This is a genomic window from Citrobacter sp. Cpo148, from assembly GCF_030332375.1.
Lineage (GTDB): Bacteria > Pseudomonadota > Gammaproteobacteria > Enterobacterales > Enterobacteriaceae > Citrobacter > Citrobacter portucalensis.
Window position 1 is genome coordinate 212,815 of the sequence record NZ_JAOWHY010000048.1, and the last position, 14,410, is coordinate 227,224.

The 14,410-nt window shown below is 53.2% G+C and carries 14 protein-coding genes and 4 tRNA genes; 11 read left to right on the top strand and 7 right to left on the bottom strand.

Features of this window, described 5'->3' with window-relative positions; genetic code table 11:
* The first annotated feature begins 101 nt into the window (after positions 1-101).
* Entirely contained in the window at positions 102-1,622 is a 1,521-nt protein-coding gene (gene norR / locus OGY10_RS19585) for a nitric oxide reductase transcriptional regulator NorR (RefSeq protein WP_128612138.1), read from the top strand.
* On the opposite strand, the gene gutQ is transcribed toward norR, so the two are convergent.
* The 7 genes from gutQ to srlA form a co-directional block, all read right to left on the bottom strand.
* Entirely contained in the window at positions 1,619-2,584 is a 966-nt protein-coding gene (gutQ, locus tag OGY10_RS19590) for an arabinose-5-phosphate isomerase GutQ (RefSeq protein ID WP_003825938.1), read from the bottom strand. The two genes, norR and gutQ, sit on opposite strands and share 4 nt — an antisense overlap.
* The gene (gene srlR / locus OGY10_RS19595) at positions 2,577-3,350 is read right to left on the bottom strand and encodes a glucitol operon DNA-binding transcriptional repressor SrlR (RefSeq protein WP_003037350.1); all 774 of its coding nucleotides are present in this window, start codon (positions 3,348-3,350) and stop codon (positions 2,577-2,579) included. Before srlR ends, gutQ begins: the two co-directional genes overlap by 8 nt.
* A gap of 70 nt (positions 3,351-3,420) precedes the next feature.
* The gene (gene gutM, locus OGY10_RS19600) at positions 3,421-3,780 is read right to left on the bottom strand and encodes a transcriptional regulator GutM (protein WP_008785622.1); all 360 of its coding nucleotides are present in this window, start codon (positions 3,778-3,780) and stop codon (positions 3,421-3,423) included.
* A 55-nt stretch (positions 3,781-3,835) separates the two neighbouring features.
* Positions 3,836-4,615: a sorbitol-6-phosphate dehydrogenase gene (srlD, locus tag OGY10_RS19605; protein ID WP_003037345.1), complete on the bottom strand. Its 780-nt coding sequence runs from the start codon at positions 4,613-4,615 to the stop codon at positions 3,836-3,838.
* 17 nt (positions 4,616-4,632) lie between these two features.
* The gene (gene srlB / locus OGY10_RS19610; RefSeq protein WP_008785621.1) at positions 4,633-4,995 is read right to left on the bottom strand and encodes a PTS glucitol/sorbitol transporter subunit IIA; all 363 of its coding nucleotides are present in this window, start codon (positions 4,993-4,995) and stop codon (positions 4,633-4,635) included.
* A 13-nt stretch (positions 4,996-5,008) separates the two neighbouring features.
* Positions 5,009-5,980: a PTS glucitol/sorbitol transporter subunit IIB gene (gene srlE, locus OGY10_RS19615; protein WP_048225255.1), complete on the bottom strand. Its 972-nt coding sequence runs from the start codon at positions 5,978-5,980 to the stop codon at positions 5,009-5,011.
* Positions 5,977-6,540 carry a PTS glucitol/sorbitol transporter subunit IIC gene (gene srlA / locus OGY10_RS19620; protein WP_003037339.1) on the bottom strand — a complete coding sequence of 188 codons (564 nt, stop codon included), beginning with the start codon at positions 6,538-6,540 and terminating at the stop codon, positions 5,977-5,979. Before srlA ends, srlE begins: the two co-directional genes overlap by 4 nt.
* A gap of 264 nt (positions 6,541-6,804) precedes the next feature.
* On the opposite strand from srlA, the gene mltB reads away from it, so the two are divergent.
* From mltB to OGY10_RS19670, 10 genes are all read left to right on the top strand, one after another.
* Positions 6,805-7,884, top strand: a complete 1,080-nt coding sequence (gene mltB / locus OGY10_RS19625) for a lytic murein transglycosylase B (RefSeq protein ID WP_003037336.1) — start codon at positions 6,805-6,807, stop codon at positions 7,882-7,884.
* 191 nt (positions 7,885-8,075) lie between these two features.
* Positions 8,076-8,573 carry a nicotinamide-nucleotide amidase gene (gene pncC / locus OGY10_RS19630; RefSeq protein ID WP_003825955.1) on the top strand — a complete coding sequence of 166 codons (498 nt, stop codon included), beginning with the start codon at positions 8,076-8,078 and terminating at the stop codon, positions 8,571-8,573.
* Positions 8,574-8,665: 92 nt separating this feature from the next.
* Positions 8,666-9,730 carry a recombinase RecA gene (gene recA / locus OGY10_RS19635; protein ID WP_003037330.1) on the top strand — a complete coding sequence of 355 codons (1,065 nt, stop codon included), beginning with the start codon at positions 8,666-8,668 and terminating at the stop codon, positions 9,728-9,730.
* Between the two features lie 86 nt (positions 9,731-9,816).
* Entirely contained in the window at positions 9,817-10,317 is a 501-nt protein-coding gene (gene recX / locus OGY10_RS19640; protein ID WP_286577249.1) for a recombination regulator RecX, read from the top strand.
* A gap of 128 nt (positions 10,318-10,445) precedes the next feature.
* Positions 10,446-13,073, top strand: coding sequence for an alanine--tRNA ligase (gene alaS, locus OGY10_RS19645; protein WP_286577250.1), 2,628 nt, complete (start codon positions 10,446-10,448; stop codon positions 13,071-13,073).
* A 238-nt stretch (positions 13,074-13,311) separates the two neighbouring features.
* Positions 13,312-13,497, top strand: a complete 186-nt coding sequence (gene csrA, locus OGY10_RS19650; RefSeq protein WP_000906486.1) for a carbon storage regulator CsrA — start codon at positions 13,312-13,314, stop codon at positions 13,495-13,497.
* Positions 13,498-13,833: 336 nt separating this feature from the next.
* Positions 13,834-13,926, top strand: a tRNA-Ser gene (locus tag OGY10_RS19655).
* 3 nt (positions 13,927-13,929) lie between these two features.
* Positions 13,930-14,006 (top strand) — tRNA-Arg (locus OGY10_RS19660).
* A gap of 60 nt (positions 14,007-14,066) precedes the next feature.
* Positions 14,067-14,143, top strand: a tRNA-Arg gene (locus OGY10_RS19665).
* Between the two features lie 192 nt (positions 14,144-14,335).
* A tRNA-Arg gene (locus tag OGY10_RS19670) sits at positions 14,336-14,409 on the top strand.
* Position 14,410: the final 1 nt, after the last annotated feature.

Sequence of the window (14,410 nt, forward strand, 5' to 3'; positions counted from 1 at the left end):
ATGGTTTTATTGTTTTCTGCTTATTAGGTGGTAGTCAAAATGACTATTAATTTTATTGTCAATATGACAATATGAATTGTCAAAATGACAATGAGGTAGTCATGAGCTTTTCCGTAGACGTGCTGGCGGGCATCGCCATTGAATTACAAAGCGGTATTGGACATCAGGACCGTTTTCAACGTCTGATAACCACTTTGCGTCAGGTGCTGGAGTGCGACGCGTCGGCACTGCTGCGCTACGAGTCGCGACAGTTTATTCCGCTGGCGATCGATGGGCTGGCGCAGGATGTTCTCGGCAGACGCTTTACTCTGGAAGGGCATCCACGTCTGGAGGCGATTGCCCGCGCCGGAGACGTGGTTCGTTTCCCTGCCGACAGCGATTTGCCAGACCCATATGATGGTCTGATTCCGGGGCAGGAGAGTCTGAAGGTGCATGCCTGTATTGGGCTGCCGTTGTTCGCCGGTCAAAATTTGATTGGTGCGTTAACCCTGGATGGCATGGAGCCCGATCAGTTCGATGTTTTCAGCGATGAGGAGCTTAGGCTGATTGCCGCGCTGGCGGCGGGTGCGCTGAGCAATGCGCTGCTGATTGAACAACTGGAAAGCCAGAATATGCTGCCAGGTTCGTCAACCAACTTTGAGCAGGTGACGGAAACCCAGATGATTGGCCTGTCGCCCAATATGATGCAGTTGAAAAAAGAAATTGAGATTGTGGCGGGGTCCGATCTCAACGTGCTGATTAGCGGCGAAACAGGAACCGGGAAGGAGCTGGTGGCTAAAGCTATCCATGAAGGTTCGCCGCGCGCGGTGAATCCACTGGTGTATCTGAACTGTGCAGCGTTGCCGGAAACCGTAGCCGAAAGTGAGCTGTTTGGTCACGTAAAAGGCGCGTTTACCGGGGCTATCAGCAATCGTAGCGGTAAGTTTGAAATGGCCGACAATGGGACGCTGTTTCTCGACGAGATAGGCGAACTCTCGCTGGCGCTACAGGCTAAGCTGCTACGCGTATTGCAGTACGGCGATATTCAGCGCGTGGGTGACGATCGCAGCCTGCGCGTGGATGTGCGGGTGCTGGCGGCGACGAACCGTGATTTACGCGAAGAGGTGCTGGCCGGGAATTTCCGCGCGGATTTGTTCCACCGTCTGAGCGTCTTCCCCCTTTCTGTACCGCCTCTTCGTGAGCGCGGCGAAGATGTGGTGCTGCTGGCCGGCTATTTTTGCGAGCAATGCCGACTGCGGCTGGGTCTTTCCCGCGTGGTGCTAAGCCCCGGCGCGCGTAGCCATCTGCTGAATTACGGCTGGCCCGGAAACGTGCGCGAGCTGGAACATGCCATTCACCGGGCGGTTGTTCTGGCCAGGGCTACCAGGGCAGGGGATGAAGTGGTGCTGGAGACGCAGCATTTTGCCTTGCAGGATGAAGGTCCGGCTCCGCAGGTGGCGGAAGTTGTTGCGGAGATCCCACAACATCACAATCTGCGTGAAGCAACAGAGTCGTTCCAGCGGGAGATGATCCGCCGGGCACTGGCGCAAAATAATCACAGTTGGGCGGCAAGCGCGCGGGCGCTGGAAACAGACGTCGCCAACCTGCACCGGCTGGCGAAACGTCTGGGTCTGAAGGATTAGATAATACCGGCCTGATAGAAATCCTGCAGGTTGATAGCACCGGTGAGTTTACCGTTTTCATCGACAACCGGTGCGGCAGTGATTTTACGCTTCATCAGGATCTCTTTGGCGTCAATCGCGCGGCTCTGCGCCTGTAGCGTAATGCCATTCTGAGTCATAGCTTCGCTAACCTGGGTGGTGAGCGCTCCGCCGCCAACCAGCCAGCGGCGCAGGTCACCGTCGGTAAAGACCCCTTTCACCAGTGACTGGTCGTCGCAGACCGCGACCAGGCCAAGACCCGTGCGGCTGAGTTCCAGCATCGCGTCCATAACGCTGGTGGTGAGTTTCACCTGAGGTATGGCATCGTCGCGGCGCATCAGATGATGCACTTTATTCAACAGACGAGCGCCCAGCGCACCTGCCGGATGTGAGCGGGCAAAATCTTCTTCGTTAAAGCCGCGCGCCTGCATTACGGCGATCGCCAGCGCGTCGCCCATCATCAACGTATTTACGGTGCTGGACGTCGGTGCCAGGCGCATCGGACAGGCTTCGCGCTCAACGGAAATATCCAGCACGGCTTTGGCTGCCAGACCCAACGGTGAGGTCGGTTTTCCGGTCATTGCCAGCAGTGCGACGGATTTGTCTTCCAGGCGTGGGATGATGAGATCCAGCTCTTTCGCACCGCCGGAGTAGGAGATAAACAGCATGACATCACGGCTTTCGATCATCCCTAAGTCGCCGTGCAGCGCTTCCGCCGGATGCACAAAAAAGGCGGGCGTGCCGGTGCTGGCGAGGGTCGCCGCAATTTTTTTGCCAATATGACCTGATTTACCAATACCGGAGACAATGACTTTGCCTTCACAGTGGATAATCGTATTGGCGGCGCGGACAAAATCATCGCCCAGGCGTTCTGGCAGTCGGCTGGCTTCCTGTAGTTCCAGCATTAACGTCTGACGGCCCGCGTTCAGTAGTGCATCACTCATTGGTTTCTCCGGTTATGATCACTTCAATCCCTTTTGCTTCCAGCGCCTGACGAAACGCAGGGTCGATGCCCGCATCGGTAATCAGCTTGTCGACGCTTTCCAGACTGCATACAACATTAGGGCTTTTGCGCCCAAATTTTGACGAGTCAGCCATCAGAATCACTTCGCGAGCGGCATTGCACATCGCTTTACTGACGCTAAACACCTCATTAAAGGTGGTCACGCCGGCATTAAGGTCAATGCCGTCGGTGCCCATGAAGAGTTTATCAAAGCTGAACTGCTCAAAGGCGTTTTCTGCCAGCTGACCGTGAAATGACGCAGATTTTTTGCGAAAGGTCCCGCCGGGCATCAGGATAGTTTGCTCGTTGTCCAGCTCCGAAAGGGCGTTAACAATGTGCAGACTGTTGGTCATGACGGTGATGTTGCTAAAGCGCGTGAGCATCGGCACCATCTGCAGTACGGTGCTACCCGCATCCAGAATAATTGAGTCGCCATCGTGTATAAAACGGACGGCGGCTTCGGCAATCTGCTCTTTTTTATGCGTATTGATTAGCGTTTTGTGATCGATTGGCGGGTCGGATTCGTCTTTATTTAATACCACACCGCCATAGGTACGAATGACGGTTCCGGCATTTTCCAGAATGACCAGGTCTTTGCGAATGGTCGTGCCGGTCGTGTCAAAGTAGTGGGCCAGTTCTTCAACCGAGCATTTGCCCTGCTTTTGCAGATGCTCCAGTATGGCAGCCTGACGCTGACGAGGTTTCATAGGCGTGATTACCCTGACTTAATAAGTTGCAAAATGATAATTTCGCAAGCTATTAGCATTCACAACGAAATTACCCATGTTTCAGTTTAAGCGCCAATGATAGTGCATTCTGTGATAACGGATCATGGGGAAAGATCACATCAGGCTGTAAATCATCAAGATGTTTGCCCATTATCGTGGCAATTTTGCCTGGTCGGGCGAAAACAGTAAGACCTTTCATAAATAACGTGTCGGTCACCCGTTGCTGCTCATCCAGCGCAATGGCTACCACCACGCGCGGTTTAAAACGCCCACCGGAGCGACCAACACCAACCCGACCTTGCTGGCAGAGTTGATCAAACGCCCGGTTAAAGCGGGATATTTGCCAGCCACCAAGCGCCAGTTGCAGGCACCAGGCGATAGCGGCGACGGTAATCAGTGCGGAAACCATTATGTACTCCTTTGATTTTGCCGGATAAGCGCAGCCGCCATCCGGCAATTCAACATTAAAACATCACCTGACCGCCGGTCACGTTGATGGACTGCCCGGTGCAGTAAGAGGCTTTTGGACTGGCGTAAAACAGCAGCATGTTCAGTACGTCCTGATAATCGCAGCCGCGTTTAAGCGGAACCTTATCAATGTAGTACTGCTCCACCTCATCTGGCTTAAGGCCCAGCTTGGTCGCATATTGCGGTAATAACGACTGAAACATTGGTGATTTCAGCAGGTTGCCGAGCATCAGCGAATGTACGGTGATCCCATACTCCGCCAGATCCAGCGCCAGCGACTGGGTTAAGCCCACGCCGCCAAATTTTGCCGCGCTGTAGCCTGAATTGTGTTTGCTGCCCACTTTCCCTGATTTTGAGTTGATCTGGATAATGCGTCCCTGCACGCCATCGCGGATCATCAGGCGTGAAAATTCACGAGCACAGAGGAAGTAGCCGACCAGATTGACCTGCAGCGAGCGGTCGAAATCCCCAAGCTGAAAGTCGCTGATAAAAGCGGCTTTAGCGATACCCGCGCTGTAAACCAGCAGATCGACACGACCGAATATTTCATCCACTCCGCGCGACAGCGCCAGCACGCTCTGTTCGCTGGTGGCATCTGCGCCAAAACCGTACGCGGTACCTTCGCCAAACTCGGCGTTAATTTCTTGCGCGACGTTGGCAGCTTTATCGCTTTGAATATCCACCACCGCGACGCGGTATCCTTCTGTCGCAAGCCCACGGCAGAGGAATGCCCCCAGGGTCTGGCCTCCACCAATGACAACGGCAACCTGATTCATTTTTATCTCCTTCAATCTTAAGCAACAAACTTCAAAATACAGCCCGGGGTGATACCGTCCGGGACGGGGCCCGCAACGTGTACAGTGCCGGGGAATTCCGCTTCGCTCTGCCCGTCAAAGCGCAGGGTGATATGCCCGAGTTCACGTAAGTTTTGTTCCGCCACGCTGCCAACGGCGGTGACCGGGTAGTGGTGCTGGCCCAGTTCAAACTGGATCCCTGCTTGTAAAGAGCCGTTCAGGTCCCCGTGGCAATGGATGAAACAAAACTCTTCGATATCCGCTGGCGCGCCTTCACGAAAGGTAATCAGCATCTGGTCGCACAGTGCATCCGGGGCGCTCTGGCCGATACGGGTGATGGTGGTTTGATAAATGACGGTCATTTTTGAGTGCCCCTTATTGGTAAATAAAGCCAGAAACAAACCAGGCGATGAGAACGGTAGGTGCGCCGGTCAGAAAACGGCTCACCAGTACGGATGGCACGCCGACGCGGACAGTATCCTGACGCGCTTCGGCCAGCGACAACCCAACCGGAATAAAGTCACATGCAGCCTGGGCGTTAATGGCGAACAGGGCAGGTAGCGCCAGATGCGGAGGAATGTTCCCCAGACCAATCTGTACACCGATCAGCACGCCGATAACCTGGGCGATAACCGCACCGGGGCCGAGGAAAGGCGACAGCAGCGGGAAAGAGCAGATCAGCGCCAGAGTAACCAGTCCCAACGGATGGCTGGCCAGCGGCGCGAGTCCATGGGCAATCCAGTCTCCCAGACCCGAAGCCATAATGATGCCGATCAGTGCCGAGACGAACGCCATAAATGGCAGAATAGTTTTCAGGACGGTATCGATGGTGTCACGTCCGGACTGGAACAGAACCGCAACGGCTGAACCCATGCCCATTCCCACTTTTGCCAACAGGCCGTCGCTTTGTTCGGTAATCTTTTTACTGGTGTCGTAATCGCGACCGATAGTGCTGCTTGCAGGTTGCGGCGCAGCGGATGCCTCGCCGACAATCGTGATGTTTTCTTCTTTCACGCCAGAGACATAGATATCTTCGACAATGTACTGAGCCAGCGGGCCGGATTTACCCGTAGCGTGAATATTCACCGTCGGTATACGGCGTTTGGGATAGATACCACAGCGCAGCGTGCCGCCGCAGTCGATGATCGCCACACCAATTTCGTTCTCCGGCGGCTCGCCTTCTTTGAAGCCATCAACTGCCTGCCAACCGGTCAGGCTTGCTATCCTGTCGACTATTGCGGGGCGAGTTCCTGCGGTGATATAGACAATTTTCTTGCCCGGTACGGCATCCAGTTCAAGGGGGCCACCCCAGCCACCGGTGCCTTTTTCAATACGAATACGTGTCATGATGTTGCTCCCGCCAGATGCACCTTCTGCTCAAGTTGAATGCCCATTTTTTTCTCGAAGATAGTGGTGGTGAAATCGGTCACCCAGCCGCGGAAGAAGTTAGTCACCAAACCGACCAGCAGGTAGCTCACCGCCAGTGGGCCAAGCGGAAGCCCCAGCGTGGTCAGGCCGCTGGCGATCCCCAGATAGACAAACAGTTCGCCGGGGTTGATGTGCGGGAATAAGCCGTTCATTGAATGGCAACTGTAAGAGGCGGCGGCGTAGTAGCTGGGCTTGTATTTTTCTGGCATAAAGCGACCCAGACTCAGCGTCATCGGGTTACAAAATACAAATGTGCCGATGCACGGCAGCAGCAAATAGCGGGACAGTGGATTTCCGGCGCAGCGCTGAGCAAAACGTTCAATACGTTGCTGGCCGATAAAGTTAATCAGCGCATTCATGATGACCAGCAGGCTAATCAGCAGGGGAAGAATACCGGTCACCATACCGGTAAACACTTCTCCGCCTTTCTGGAACAGCCCGATAAACCACTCAGCACCGAGTGTGATGGTGTCGATCATTATTCTCTCCTGTAGGGATTTTAGTTATCTTGCCAAACGGTGGCTAATTTTAATCAGATCGAAAGATATAAAAGTGTTATTTTGATCTCAAAATGAAAGATAAATATTTTAATTTGAAAGTTATTGCGTGAAAGCTCGCAAATGTGAAGGTCAGAGATGAAAGGGGATGTAAATTCTGTGAAGGAGAGCGACTACCGCTTCCTTGTATGCCGGAGGATGCTTTACCATACTTCTCCCAGGCTGAATTTGTTTAATGGATGTCTCATGTTCAAGCGTCGTTATGTAGCGTTACTCCCCCTTTTCGTACTGCTCGCTGCCTGTAGCAGCAAACCTAAACCTTCAGAGACTCAAACGACTACGGGTGCGCCATCCGGCGGCTTCCTGCTTGAGCCACAGCACAACGTCATGCAAACGGGCGGTGATTTTGCCAATAATCCCAACGCGCAGCAGTTCATCGAAAAAATGGTCAACAAGCACGGCTTTGACCGCCAGCAGTTGCAGGAGATCCTGTCGCAGGCCAAGCGTCTGGACTCGGTATTGCGTTTGATGGACCGCCAGGCACCGACGACTCAACCGCCAGCCGGTCCTAACGGCGCATGGCTGCGCTACCGCAAACAGTTCATCACGCCTGACAACGTGCAAAATGGTGTGGCCTTCTGGAATCAATATGAAGATGCGCTGAACCGCGCGTGGCAGGTCTATGGTGTTCCGCCGGAAATTATCGTTGGCATTATCGGCGTTGAAACGCGTTGGGGCCGCGTGATGGGTAAAACGCGGATTCTGGATGCGCTGGCGACGCTGTCGTTTAACTATCCTCGTCGTGCGGAATACTTCTCTGGTGAACTGGAAACCTTCCTGCTGATGGCGCGAGATGAAAGCGACGATCCGCTCGATTTGAAAGGTTCTTTTGCCGGCGCGATGGGCTACGGCCAGTTTATGCCGTCTTCCTATAAGCAATATGCCGTTGATTTTAATGGCGATGGCCACATTAACCTGTGGGATCCGGTTGATGCCATCGGTAGCGTGGCGAATTACTTCAAGGGCCACGGCTGGGTGAAAGGCGATACGGTCGCGGTGCCGGCAAATGGTCAGGCACCTGGGCTGGCGAACGGCTTTAAAACCCAGTACAGCATTTCTCAGCTTGCTGCCGCGGGTCTGACGCCACAGCAGTCGTTGGGTAATCATCAGCAGGCCAGCCTGCTGCGCCTGGATATTGGTACCGGCTATCAGTACTGGTATGGACTGCCGAACTTCTACACCATCACCCGCTACAACCACAGTACCCACTACGCGATGGCCGTGTGGCAGTTGGGTCAGGCGGTCGCGCTGGCGCGCGTGCAGTAATCGCTCCACCGGCCTACAGGAAGAAATCTCTTGTAGGCCGGATAAGATGCCCTGACATCGTCATCCGGCAGGTCTTATTTATGCAACGGAGCAATTTTTGGAATCCCTCTCGTAAAACGTTCTCTCCATCCCCACATTGGTTATGAAAGTGCTATCTTGTCCGGCATATTTTTTAACTGACAGAGGCTGAAATGACCGACAGTGAACTGATGCAGTTAAGTGAGCAGGTTGGCCTGGCGCTGAAAGCGCGTGGGGCGACCGTTACGACGGCGGAGTCCTGCACCGGGGGCTGGGTGGCCAAAGCGATTACGGATATTGCCGGAAGCTCCGCCTGGTTTGAACGCGGGTTTGTGACCTACAGCAACGAAGCCAAAGCACAAATGATTGGCGTGCGCGAAGAGACGCTGGCCCAGCATGGGGCGGTGAGCGAGCCTGTGGTGGTGGAGATGGCGATTGGCGCGCTAAAAGCTGCCCGCGCGCATTTCGCAGTCTCGATCAGCGGTATTGCCGGGCCGGATGGCGGCAGTGAAGAAAAGCCCGTAGGTACCGTATGGTTCGCCTTTGCCAGCGTGAGCGGTGAGGGGATTACGCGTAGGGAATGCTTCAGCGGCGATCGCGACGCGGTACGTCGACAGGCGACCGTCTACGCGTTACAAACCCTGTGGCAACAATTTCTACAAAATACTTGATACTGTATGAGCATACAGTATAATTGCCTCAACAGAACATTATCTATCACGTTTCGCGGTTTAACCCGAAAGCGGCATGACAGGAGTAATTAATGGCTATCGACGAAAACAAACAGAAAGCGTTGGCTGCAGCGCTGGGTCAGATCGAAAAGCAATTCGGTAAAGGCTCCATCATGCGCCTGGGTGAAGACCGTTCCATGGATGTGGAAACTATCTCCACCGGTTCGCTTTCTCTGGATATCGCATTGGGCGCGGGCGGTTTGCCAATGGGCCGTATCGTCGAAATCTACGGGCCTGAATCCTCCGGTAAAACAACGCTGACCCTGCAGGTTATTGCCGCTGCGCAGCGTGAAGGTAAAACCTGTGCATTTATCGATGCGGAACACGCGCTGGATCCGGTCTATGCCCGTAAGCTCGGTGTTGATATCGACAACCTGCTGTGTTCTCAGCCGGATACCGGTGAACAAGCGCTGGAAATCTGTGATGCGCTGGCGCGCTCCGGTGCGGTTGACGTTATCGTTGTCGACTCCGTTGCCGCATTGACGCCGAAGGCAGAAATCGAAGGCGAGATTGGCGACTCTCACATGGGCCTTGCGGCGCGTATGATGAGCCAGGCAATGCGTAAGCTGGCCGGTAACCTGAAGCAGTCCAACACGCTGCTGATTTTCATCAACCAGATCCGTATGAAGATTGGCGTTATGTTTGGTAACCCGGAAACCACCACCGGTGGTAACGCCCTGAAATTCTATGCGTCTGTTCGTCTGGACATCCGTCGTATTGGCGCGGTGAAAGAAGGCGACAACGTGGTCGGCAGCGAAACCCGCGTTAAGGTTGTGAAAAACAAAATTGCAGCGCCGTTCAAACAGGCTGAATTCCAGATCCTTTACGGTGAAGGCATCAACTTCTACGGCGAACTGGTTGACCTGGGCGTGAAAGAGAAGCTGATTGAAAAAGCCGGTGCATGGTACAGCTACAACGGTGAGAAAATCGGTCAGGGTAAAGCGAATGCGACCAACTGGCTGAAAGAAAATCCGGCAACTGCGAAAGAAATTGAGAAGAAATTGCGTGAGTTACTGCTCAATAACCAGGATTCAACGCCTGATTTCTCCGTTGATGACAGCGGCGAAGACGTAAAAGAAACGAACGAAGATTTCTGATAATCTGTTTTGAATCGCATGTTGTGAATCACATATAGTAAAGGGCTGCATATCATGCAGCCCTTTTTCATTTCTGAAGGCTTACTATGACAGAAGCAACTTCCCGCCGTTCTGCTTATTCCCGACTGCTTGACCGCGCCGTACGCATTCTGGCGATGCGCGACCACAGCGAGCAGGAACTGCGGCGTAAGCTGGCCGCTCCGGTGATGGGGAAAAATGGACCAGAAGAAATTGATGCCACGCCGGAGGATTACGACAAGGTCATCGCCTGGTGTATTGAAAGTCGTTATCTGGATGATGATCGTTTCGTGCGGCAGTTTATCGCCAGCCGTAGCCGCAAAGGTTATGGACCAGCCCGAGTGCGCCAGGAATTAAACCAAAAAGGGATCGCACGTGAAGCTATCGAGCGGGCCATGCGTGAGTGCGAAATTGACTGGGCAGTGCTTGCACGCGAGCAGGCCATTCGGAAGTACGGTGAACCTTTACCTGTCGATTTTTCAGATAAGATAAAGGTTCAGCGTTTTTTGCTCTATCGCGGCTATCTGATGGAAGATATTCAGGCAATATGGCGAAATTTTGACGATTGACCGCATACGGGATTTTACTTCCCAGTAAAGAAAACTTATCTTATTCCCACTTTTCGATTGCCAGAGGCGCAGTTTGCGTGCCGATGCTGGTAATGACATTTCGTTAGCTTGATTTCTTCAGGATAATTATGAGCAAGAGCACCGCTGAGATCCGTCAGGCGTTTCTCGATTTTTTCCATAGTAAAGGACACCAGGTAGTTGCCAGCAGCTCCCTGGTACCGAACAATGACCCTACTTTGTTGTTTACCAACGCCGGGATGAACCAGTTCAAGGATGTTTTCCTTGGCCTCGACAAGCGTAATTATTCCCGCGCAACCACCTCGCAGCGTTGTGTACGTGCGGGCGGTAAGCACAATGACCTGGAAAACGTCGGTTACACTGCACGTCACCACACTTTCTTCGAAATGCTGGGCAACTTCAGCTTCGGCGATTACTTCAAACACGAAGCTATTCAATATGCATGGGAACTGCTGACCGGTGAAAACTGGTTTGCCCTGCCAAAAGAGCGTCTGTGGGTAACCGTCTATGAAACTGACGATGAAGCCTATGAAATCTGGGAAAAAGAAGTCGGTATTCCGCGCGAACGTATCATCCGTATCGGTGATAACAAAGGTGCGGCTTATGCTTCAGACAACTTCTGGCAGATGGGTGATACCGGTCCTTGCGGTCCATGTACCGAAATTTTCTACGACCACGGCGACCATATCTGGGGTGGACCTCCGGGAAGCGCAGAAGAAGATGGGGATCGCTACATTGAGATCTGGAACATCGTCTTCATGCAGTTCAACCGTCAGGCTGACGGCACCATGGAACCGCTGCCGAAACCGTCCGTGGATACCGGTATGGGTCTGGAGCGTATTGCGGCCGTGCTGCAACACGTTAACTCCAACTATGAAATCGACCTGTTCCGCTCACTGATTGAATCCGTGGCGAAAGTCACTGGCGCAACCGATCTGAGCAACAAGTCTCTGCGCGTTATCGCCGACCATATCCGTTCCTGTGCATTCCTGATTGCCGATGGTGTTGTGCCGTCGAATGAAAACCGTGGCTATGTGCTGCGCCGTATCATTCGTCGCGCGGTACGTCATGGCAACATGCTGGGCGCGAAGGATACCTTCTTCTACAAGCTGGTTGGTCCGTTGGTGGACGTCATGGGCTCTGCAGGTGAAGAACTGAAGCGTCAGCAGGTTATGGTTGAACAGGTTCTGAAAACCGAAGAAGAGCAGTTTGCGCGTACTCTGGAGCGTGGTCTGGCGCTGCTGGACGAAGAACTGGCAAAACTGTCTGGCGATACGCTGGATGGCGAAACCGCATTCCGTCTGTATGACACCTACGGTTTCCCGGTTGACCTGACGGCAGACGTTTGCCGCGAGCGTAACATTAAGGTTGATGAAGCGGGCTTTGAAGCTGCAATGGAAGAACAGCGCCGTCGTGCGCGTGAAGCCAGCGGTTTTGGCGCAGACTACAATGCGATGATTCGCGTTGATGGCGCCTCTGAATTTAAAGGCTACGAGCACCTGGAACTGAACGGCAAAGTGACCGCGCTGTTTGTTGATGGTAAAGCGGTAGACGCAATTAACGCAGGTCAGGATGCCGTTGTCGTACTGGATCAGACGCCGTTCTATGCGGAATCTGGTGGTCAGGTTGGCGACAAGGGTGAGCTGAAAGGCGCAGGCTTCGCGTTTGCCGTTAGCGACACGCAGAAATATGGCCAGGCCATTGGTCACATTGGCAAGCTGTCTGCGGGTTCTCTGAAAATTGGTGATGCGGTACAGGCTGATGTGGATGAAGCCCGTCGTGCGCGTATTCGTTTGAACCACTCCGCAACGCACCTGATGCACGCAGCGCTGCGCCAGGTTCTGGGCACACATGTGGCACAGAAAGGTTCGTTGGTTAACGATAAACTGCTGCGCTTCGACTTCTCTCATACCGAAGCAATGAAGCCTGCTGAAATCCGTGCCGTTGAAGATCTGGTGAACGCGCAAATCCGTCGCAACTTGCCGATTGAAACGAACATCATGGATCTCGAAGCGGCAAAAGCCAAAGGCGCAATGGCACTGTTTGGCGAGAAATATGACGACCATGTGCGCGTTCTGAGCATGGGTGATTTCTCTACCGAATTGTGTGGCGGTACTCACGCCAGCCGTACGGGTGATATCGGTCTGTTCCGCATTGTGTCCGAGTCAGGTACTGCGGCAGGCGTTCGTCGTATTGAAGCCGTAACCGGTGAAGGTGCTATCCAAACCGTGCATGCTGAGAGCGATCGCTTAAGCGATATTGCGCAGTTGCTGAAAGGCGATAGCCAGAATATCGGTGACAAAGTTCGTTCCGTGCTGGAGCGTACTCGTCAACTGGAAAAAGAATTGCAGCAATTGAAGGAACAGGCTGCGGCGCAGGAGAGTGCAAATCTTTCCAGCAAAGCGGTTGATATCAACGGCGTGAAGCTGCTGGTCAGCGAACTCGCGGACGTTGAGCCGAAAATGTTGCGTACCATGGTTGATGATCTGAAAAATCAACTGGGGTCTACCGTTATCGTTCTGGCAACGGTAGTGGAAGGTAAGGTTTCTCTGATTGCGGGTGTGTCTAAGGACGTGACAGATCGCGTGAAAGCAGGGGAACTGGTTGGAATGGTCGCTCAGCAGGTCGGCGGTAAGGGTGGCGGTCGTCCGGACATGGCGCAAGCCGGTGGTACGGATGCAGCGGCTCTGCCTGCAGCGTTAGCCAGTGTGAAAGGCTGGGTCAGCGCAAAACTGTAATAATTATAAGCGTAAGTCGACGCTGCGGACTTCAATCCGCAGCGTTTGAATCAACGCTATCGACAACGATAAAGTCAGGTTGAAGTTGTGTATATCGGCTAAACTTAGGTTTAACAGAATGTGATGCCGTGACTGCTTACACTTAGGTGTTTGTCATCGCTTACTTTTTGGCGTTATATGATGGATAATGCCGGGATACAGAGAGACCCGACTCTTTTAATCTTTCAAGGAGCAAAGAATGCTGATTCTGACTCGTCGAGTTGGTGAGACCCTCATGATAGGCGATGAGGTCACCGTGACAGTTTTAGGGGTGAAGGGCAACCAGGTGCGCATTGGCGTAAACGCCCCGAAAGAAGTTTCTGTCCATCGTGAAGAGATCTACCAGCGTATCCAGGCTGAAAAATCCCAGCAGTCCAGTTACTAAGGTTTTCGCGTCTCACCTTTCTGGTGAGGCGCAACCTGATTGAGTTACTCTTTTTCTTCTCTTTTCTTCTTTGTCTTCCCCATTTTTTCGATTCCACTGCGCGTAATGCCTTTTCCTGCGAAGTTTCCGTTTGTTCACTCCTTCAGGAAATTGCCAATTTATCTGTTGATAAAACACTCTTTTTGCCGTTTTTGCAGACTAATTGCGCGTGAAATGTGCAAACGATAAAAGCTCTGGAAAAATTGTTTGACTTATAAGTCCCAGAAAGTAATATGTGCGCCACGCAGCGACGATGAGCAGAAACAAGTTCTTCGAAGCACTCGCAAGAGGCGTGTTGGTGAGGTGGCCGAGAGGCTGAAGGCGCTCCCCTGCTAAGGGAGTATGCGGTCAAAAGCTGCATCCGGGGTTCGAATCCCCGCCTCACCGCCATTTGCATCCGTAGCTCAGCTGGATAGAGTACTCGGCTACGAACCGAGCGGTCGGAGGTTCGAATCCTCCCGGATGCACCATATTACTTGATAGCGCTTTAGCAGCGACATCAAATCTGCAGTAAAGTAAGTTTCCCTGATGCATCCGTAGCTCAGCTGGATAGAGTACTCGGCTACGAACCGAGCGGTCGGAGGTTCGAATCCTCCCGGATGCACCATCTTCTCCGAGGCAACAGCAAAACTGTTGTTTCATGGTCTGCGAGATAATCGCGAGCACCAGGGAGGATAACGTTGCTTTAGCAACGGCCCGCAGGGCGAGGCGCAGCCGAGTAATCCTCCCGGATGCACCATCTCTTACTTGATATCGCTTATCACGATATCAATATCGGCAGTAAAGCAAGTTTTCCGATGCATCCGTAGCTCAGCTGGATAGAGTACTCGGCTACGAACCGAGCGGTCGGAGGTTCGAATCCTCCCGGATGCAC

What these genes read in the sequence shown, in the direction of transcription:
- recA (WP_003037330.1), top strand. Translation starts at nt 8,666, where the DNA reads ATGGCTATCGACGAAAACAAACAGAAAGCGTTGGCTGCAGCGCTGGGT.
- pncC (WP_003825955.1), top strand. Translation starts at nt 8,076, where the DNA reads ATGACCGACAGTGAACTGATGCAGTTAAGTGAGCAGGTTGGCCTGGCG.
- srlR (WP_003037350.1), bottom strand. Translation starts at nt 3,350, where the DNA reads ATGAAACCTCGTCAGCGTCAGGCTGCCATACTGGAGCATCTGCAAAAG.
- gutM (WP_008785622.1), bottom strand. Translation starts at nt 3,780, where the DNA reads ATGGTTTCCGCACTGATTACCGTCGCCGCTATCGCCTGGTGCCTGCAA.
- srlB (WP_008785621.1), bottom strand. Translation starts at nt 4,995, where the DNA reads ATGACCGTCATTTATCAAACCACCATCACCCGTATCGGCCAGAGCGCC.
- alaS (WP_286577250.1), top strand. Translation starts at nt 10,446, where the DNA reads ATGAGCAAGAGCACCGCTGAGATCCGTCAGGCGTTTCTCGATTTTTTC.
- srlA (WP_003037339.1), bottom strand. Translation starts at nt 6,540, where the DNA reads ATGATCGACACCATCACACTCGGTGCTGAGTGGTTTATCGGGCTGTTC.
- srlD (WP_003037345.1), bottom strand. Translation starts at nt 4,615, where the DNA reads ATGAATCAGGTTGCCGTTGTCATTGGTGGAGGCCAGACCCTGGGGGCA.
- recX (WP_286577249.1), top strand. Translation starts at nt 9,817, where the DNA reads ATGACAGAAGCAACTTCCCGCCGTTCTGCTTATTCCCGACTGCTTGAC.
- norR (WP_128612138.1), top strand. Translation starts at nt 102, where the DNA reads ATGAGCTTTTCCGTAGACGTGCTGGCGGGCATCGCCATTGAATTACAA.
- srlE (WP_048225255.1), bottom strand. Translation starts at nt 5,980, where the DNA reads ATGACACGTATTCGTATTGAAAAAGGCACCGGTGGCTGGGGTGGCCCC.
- mltB (WP_003037336.1), top strand. Translation starts at nt 6,805, where the DNA reads ATGTTCAAGCGTCGTTATGTAGCGTTACTCCCCCTTTTCGTACTGCTC.
- csrA (WP_000906486.1), top strand. Translation starts at nt 13,312, where the DNA reads ATGCTGATTCTGACTCGTCGAGTTGGTGAGACCCTCATGATAGGCGAT.
- gutQ (WP_003825938.1), bottom strand. Translation starts at nt 2,584, where the DNA reads ATGAGTGATGCACTACTGAACGCGGGCCGTCAGACGTTAATGCTGGAA.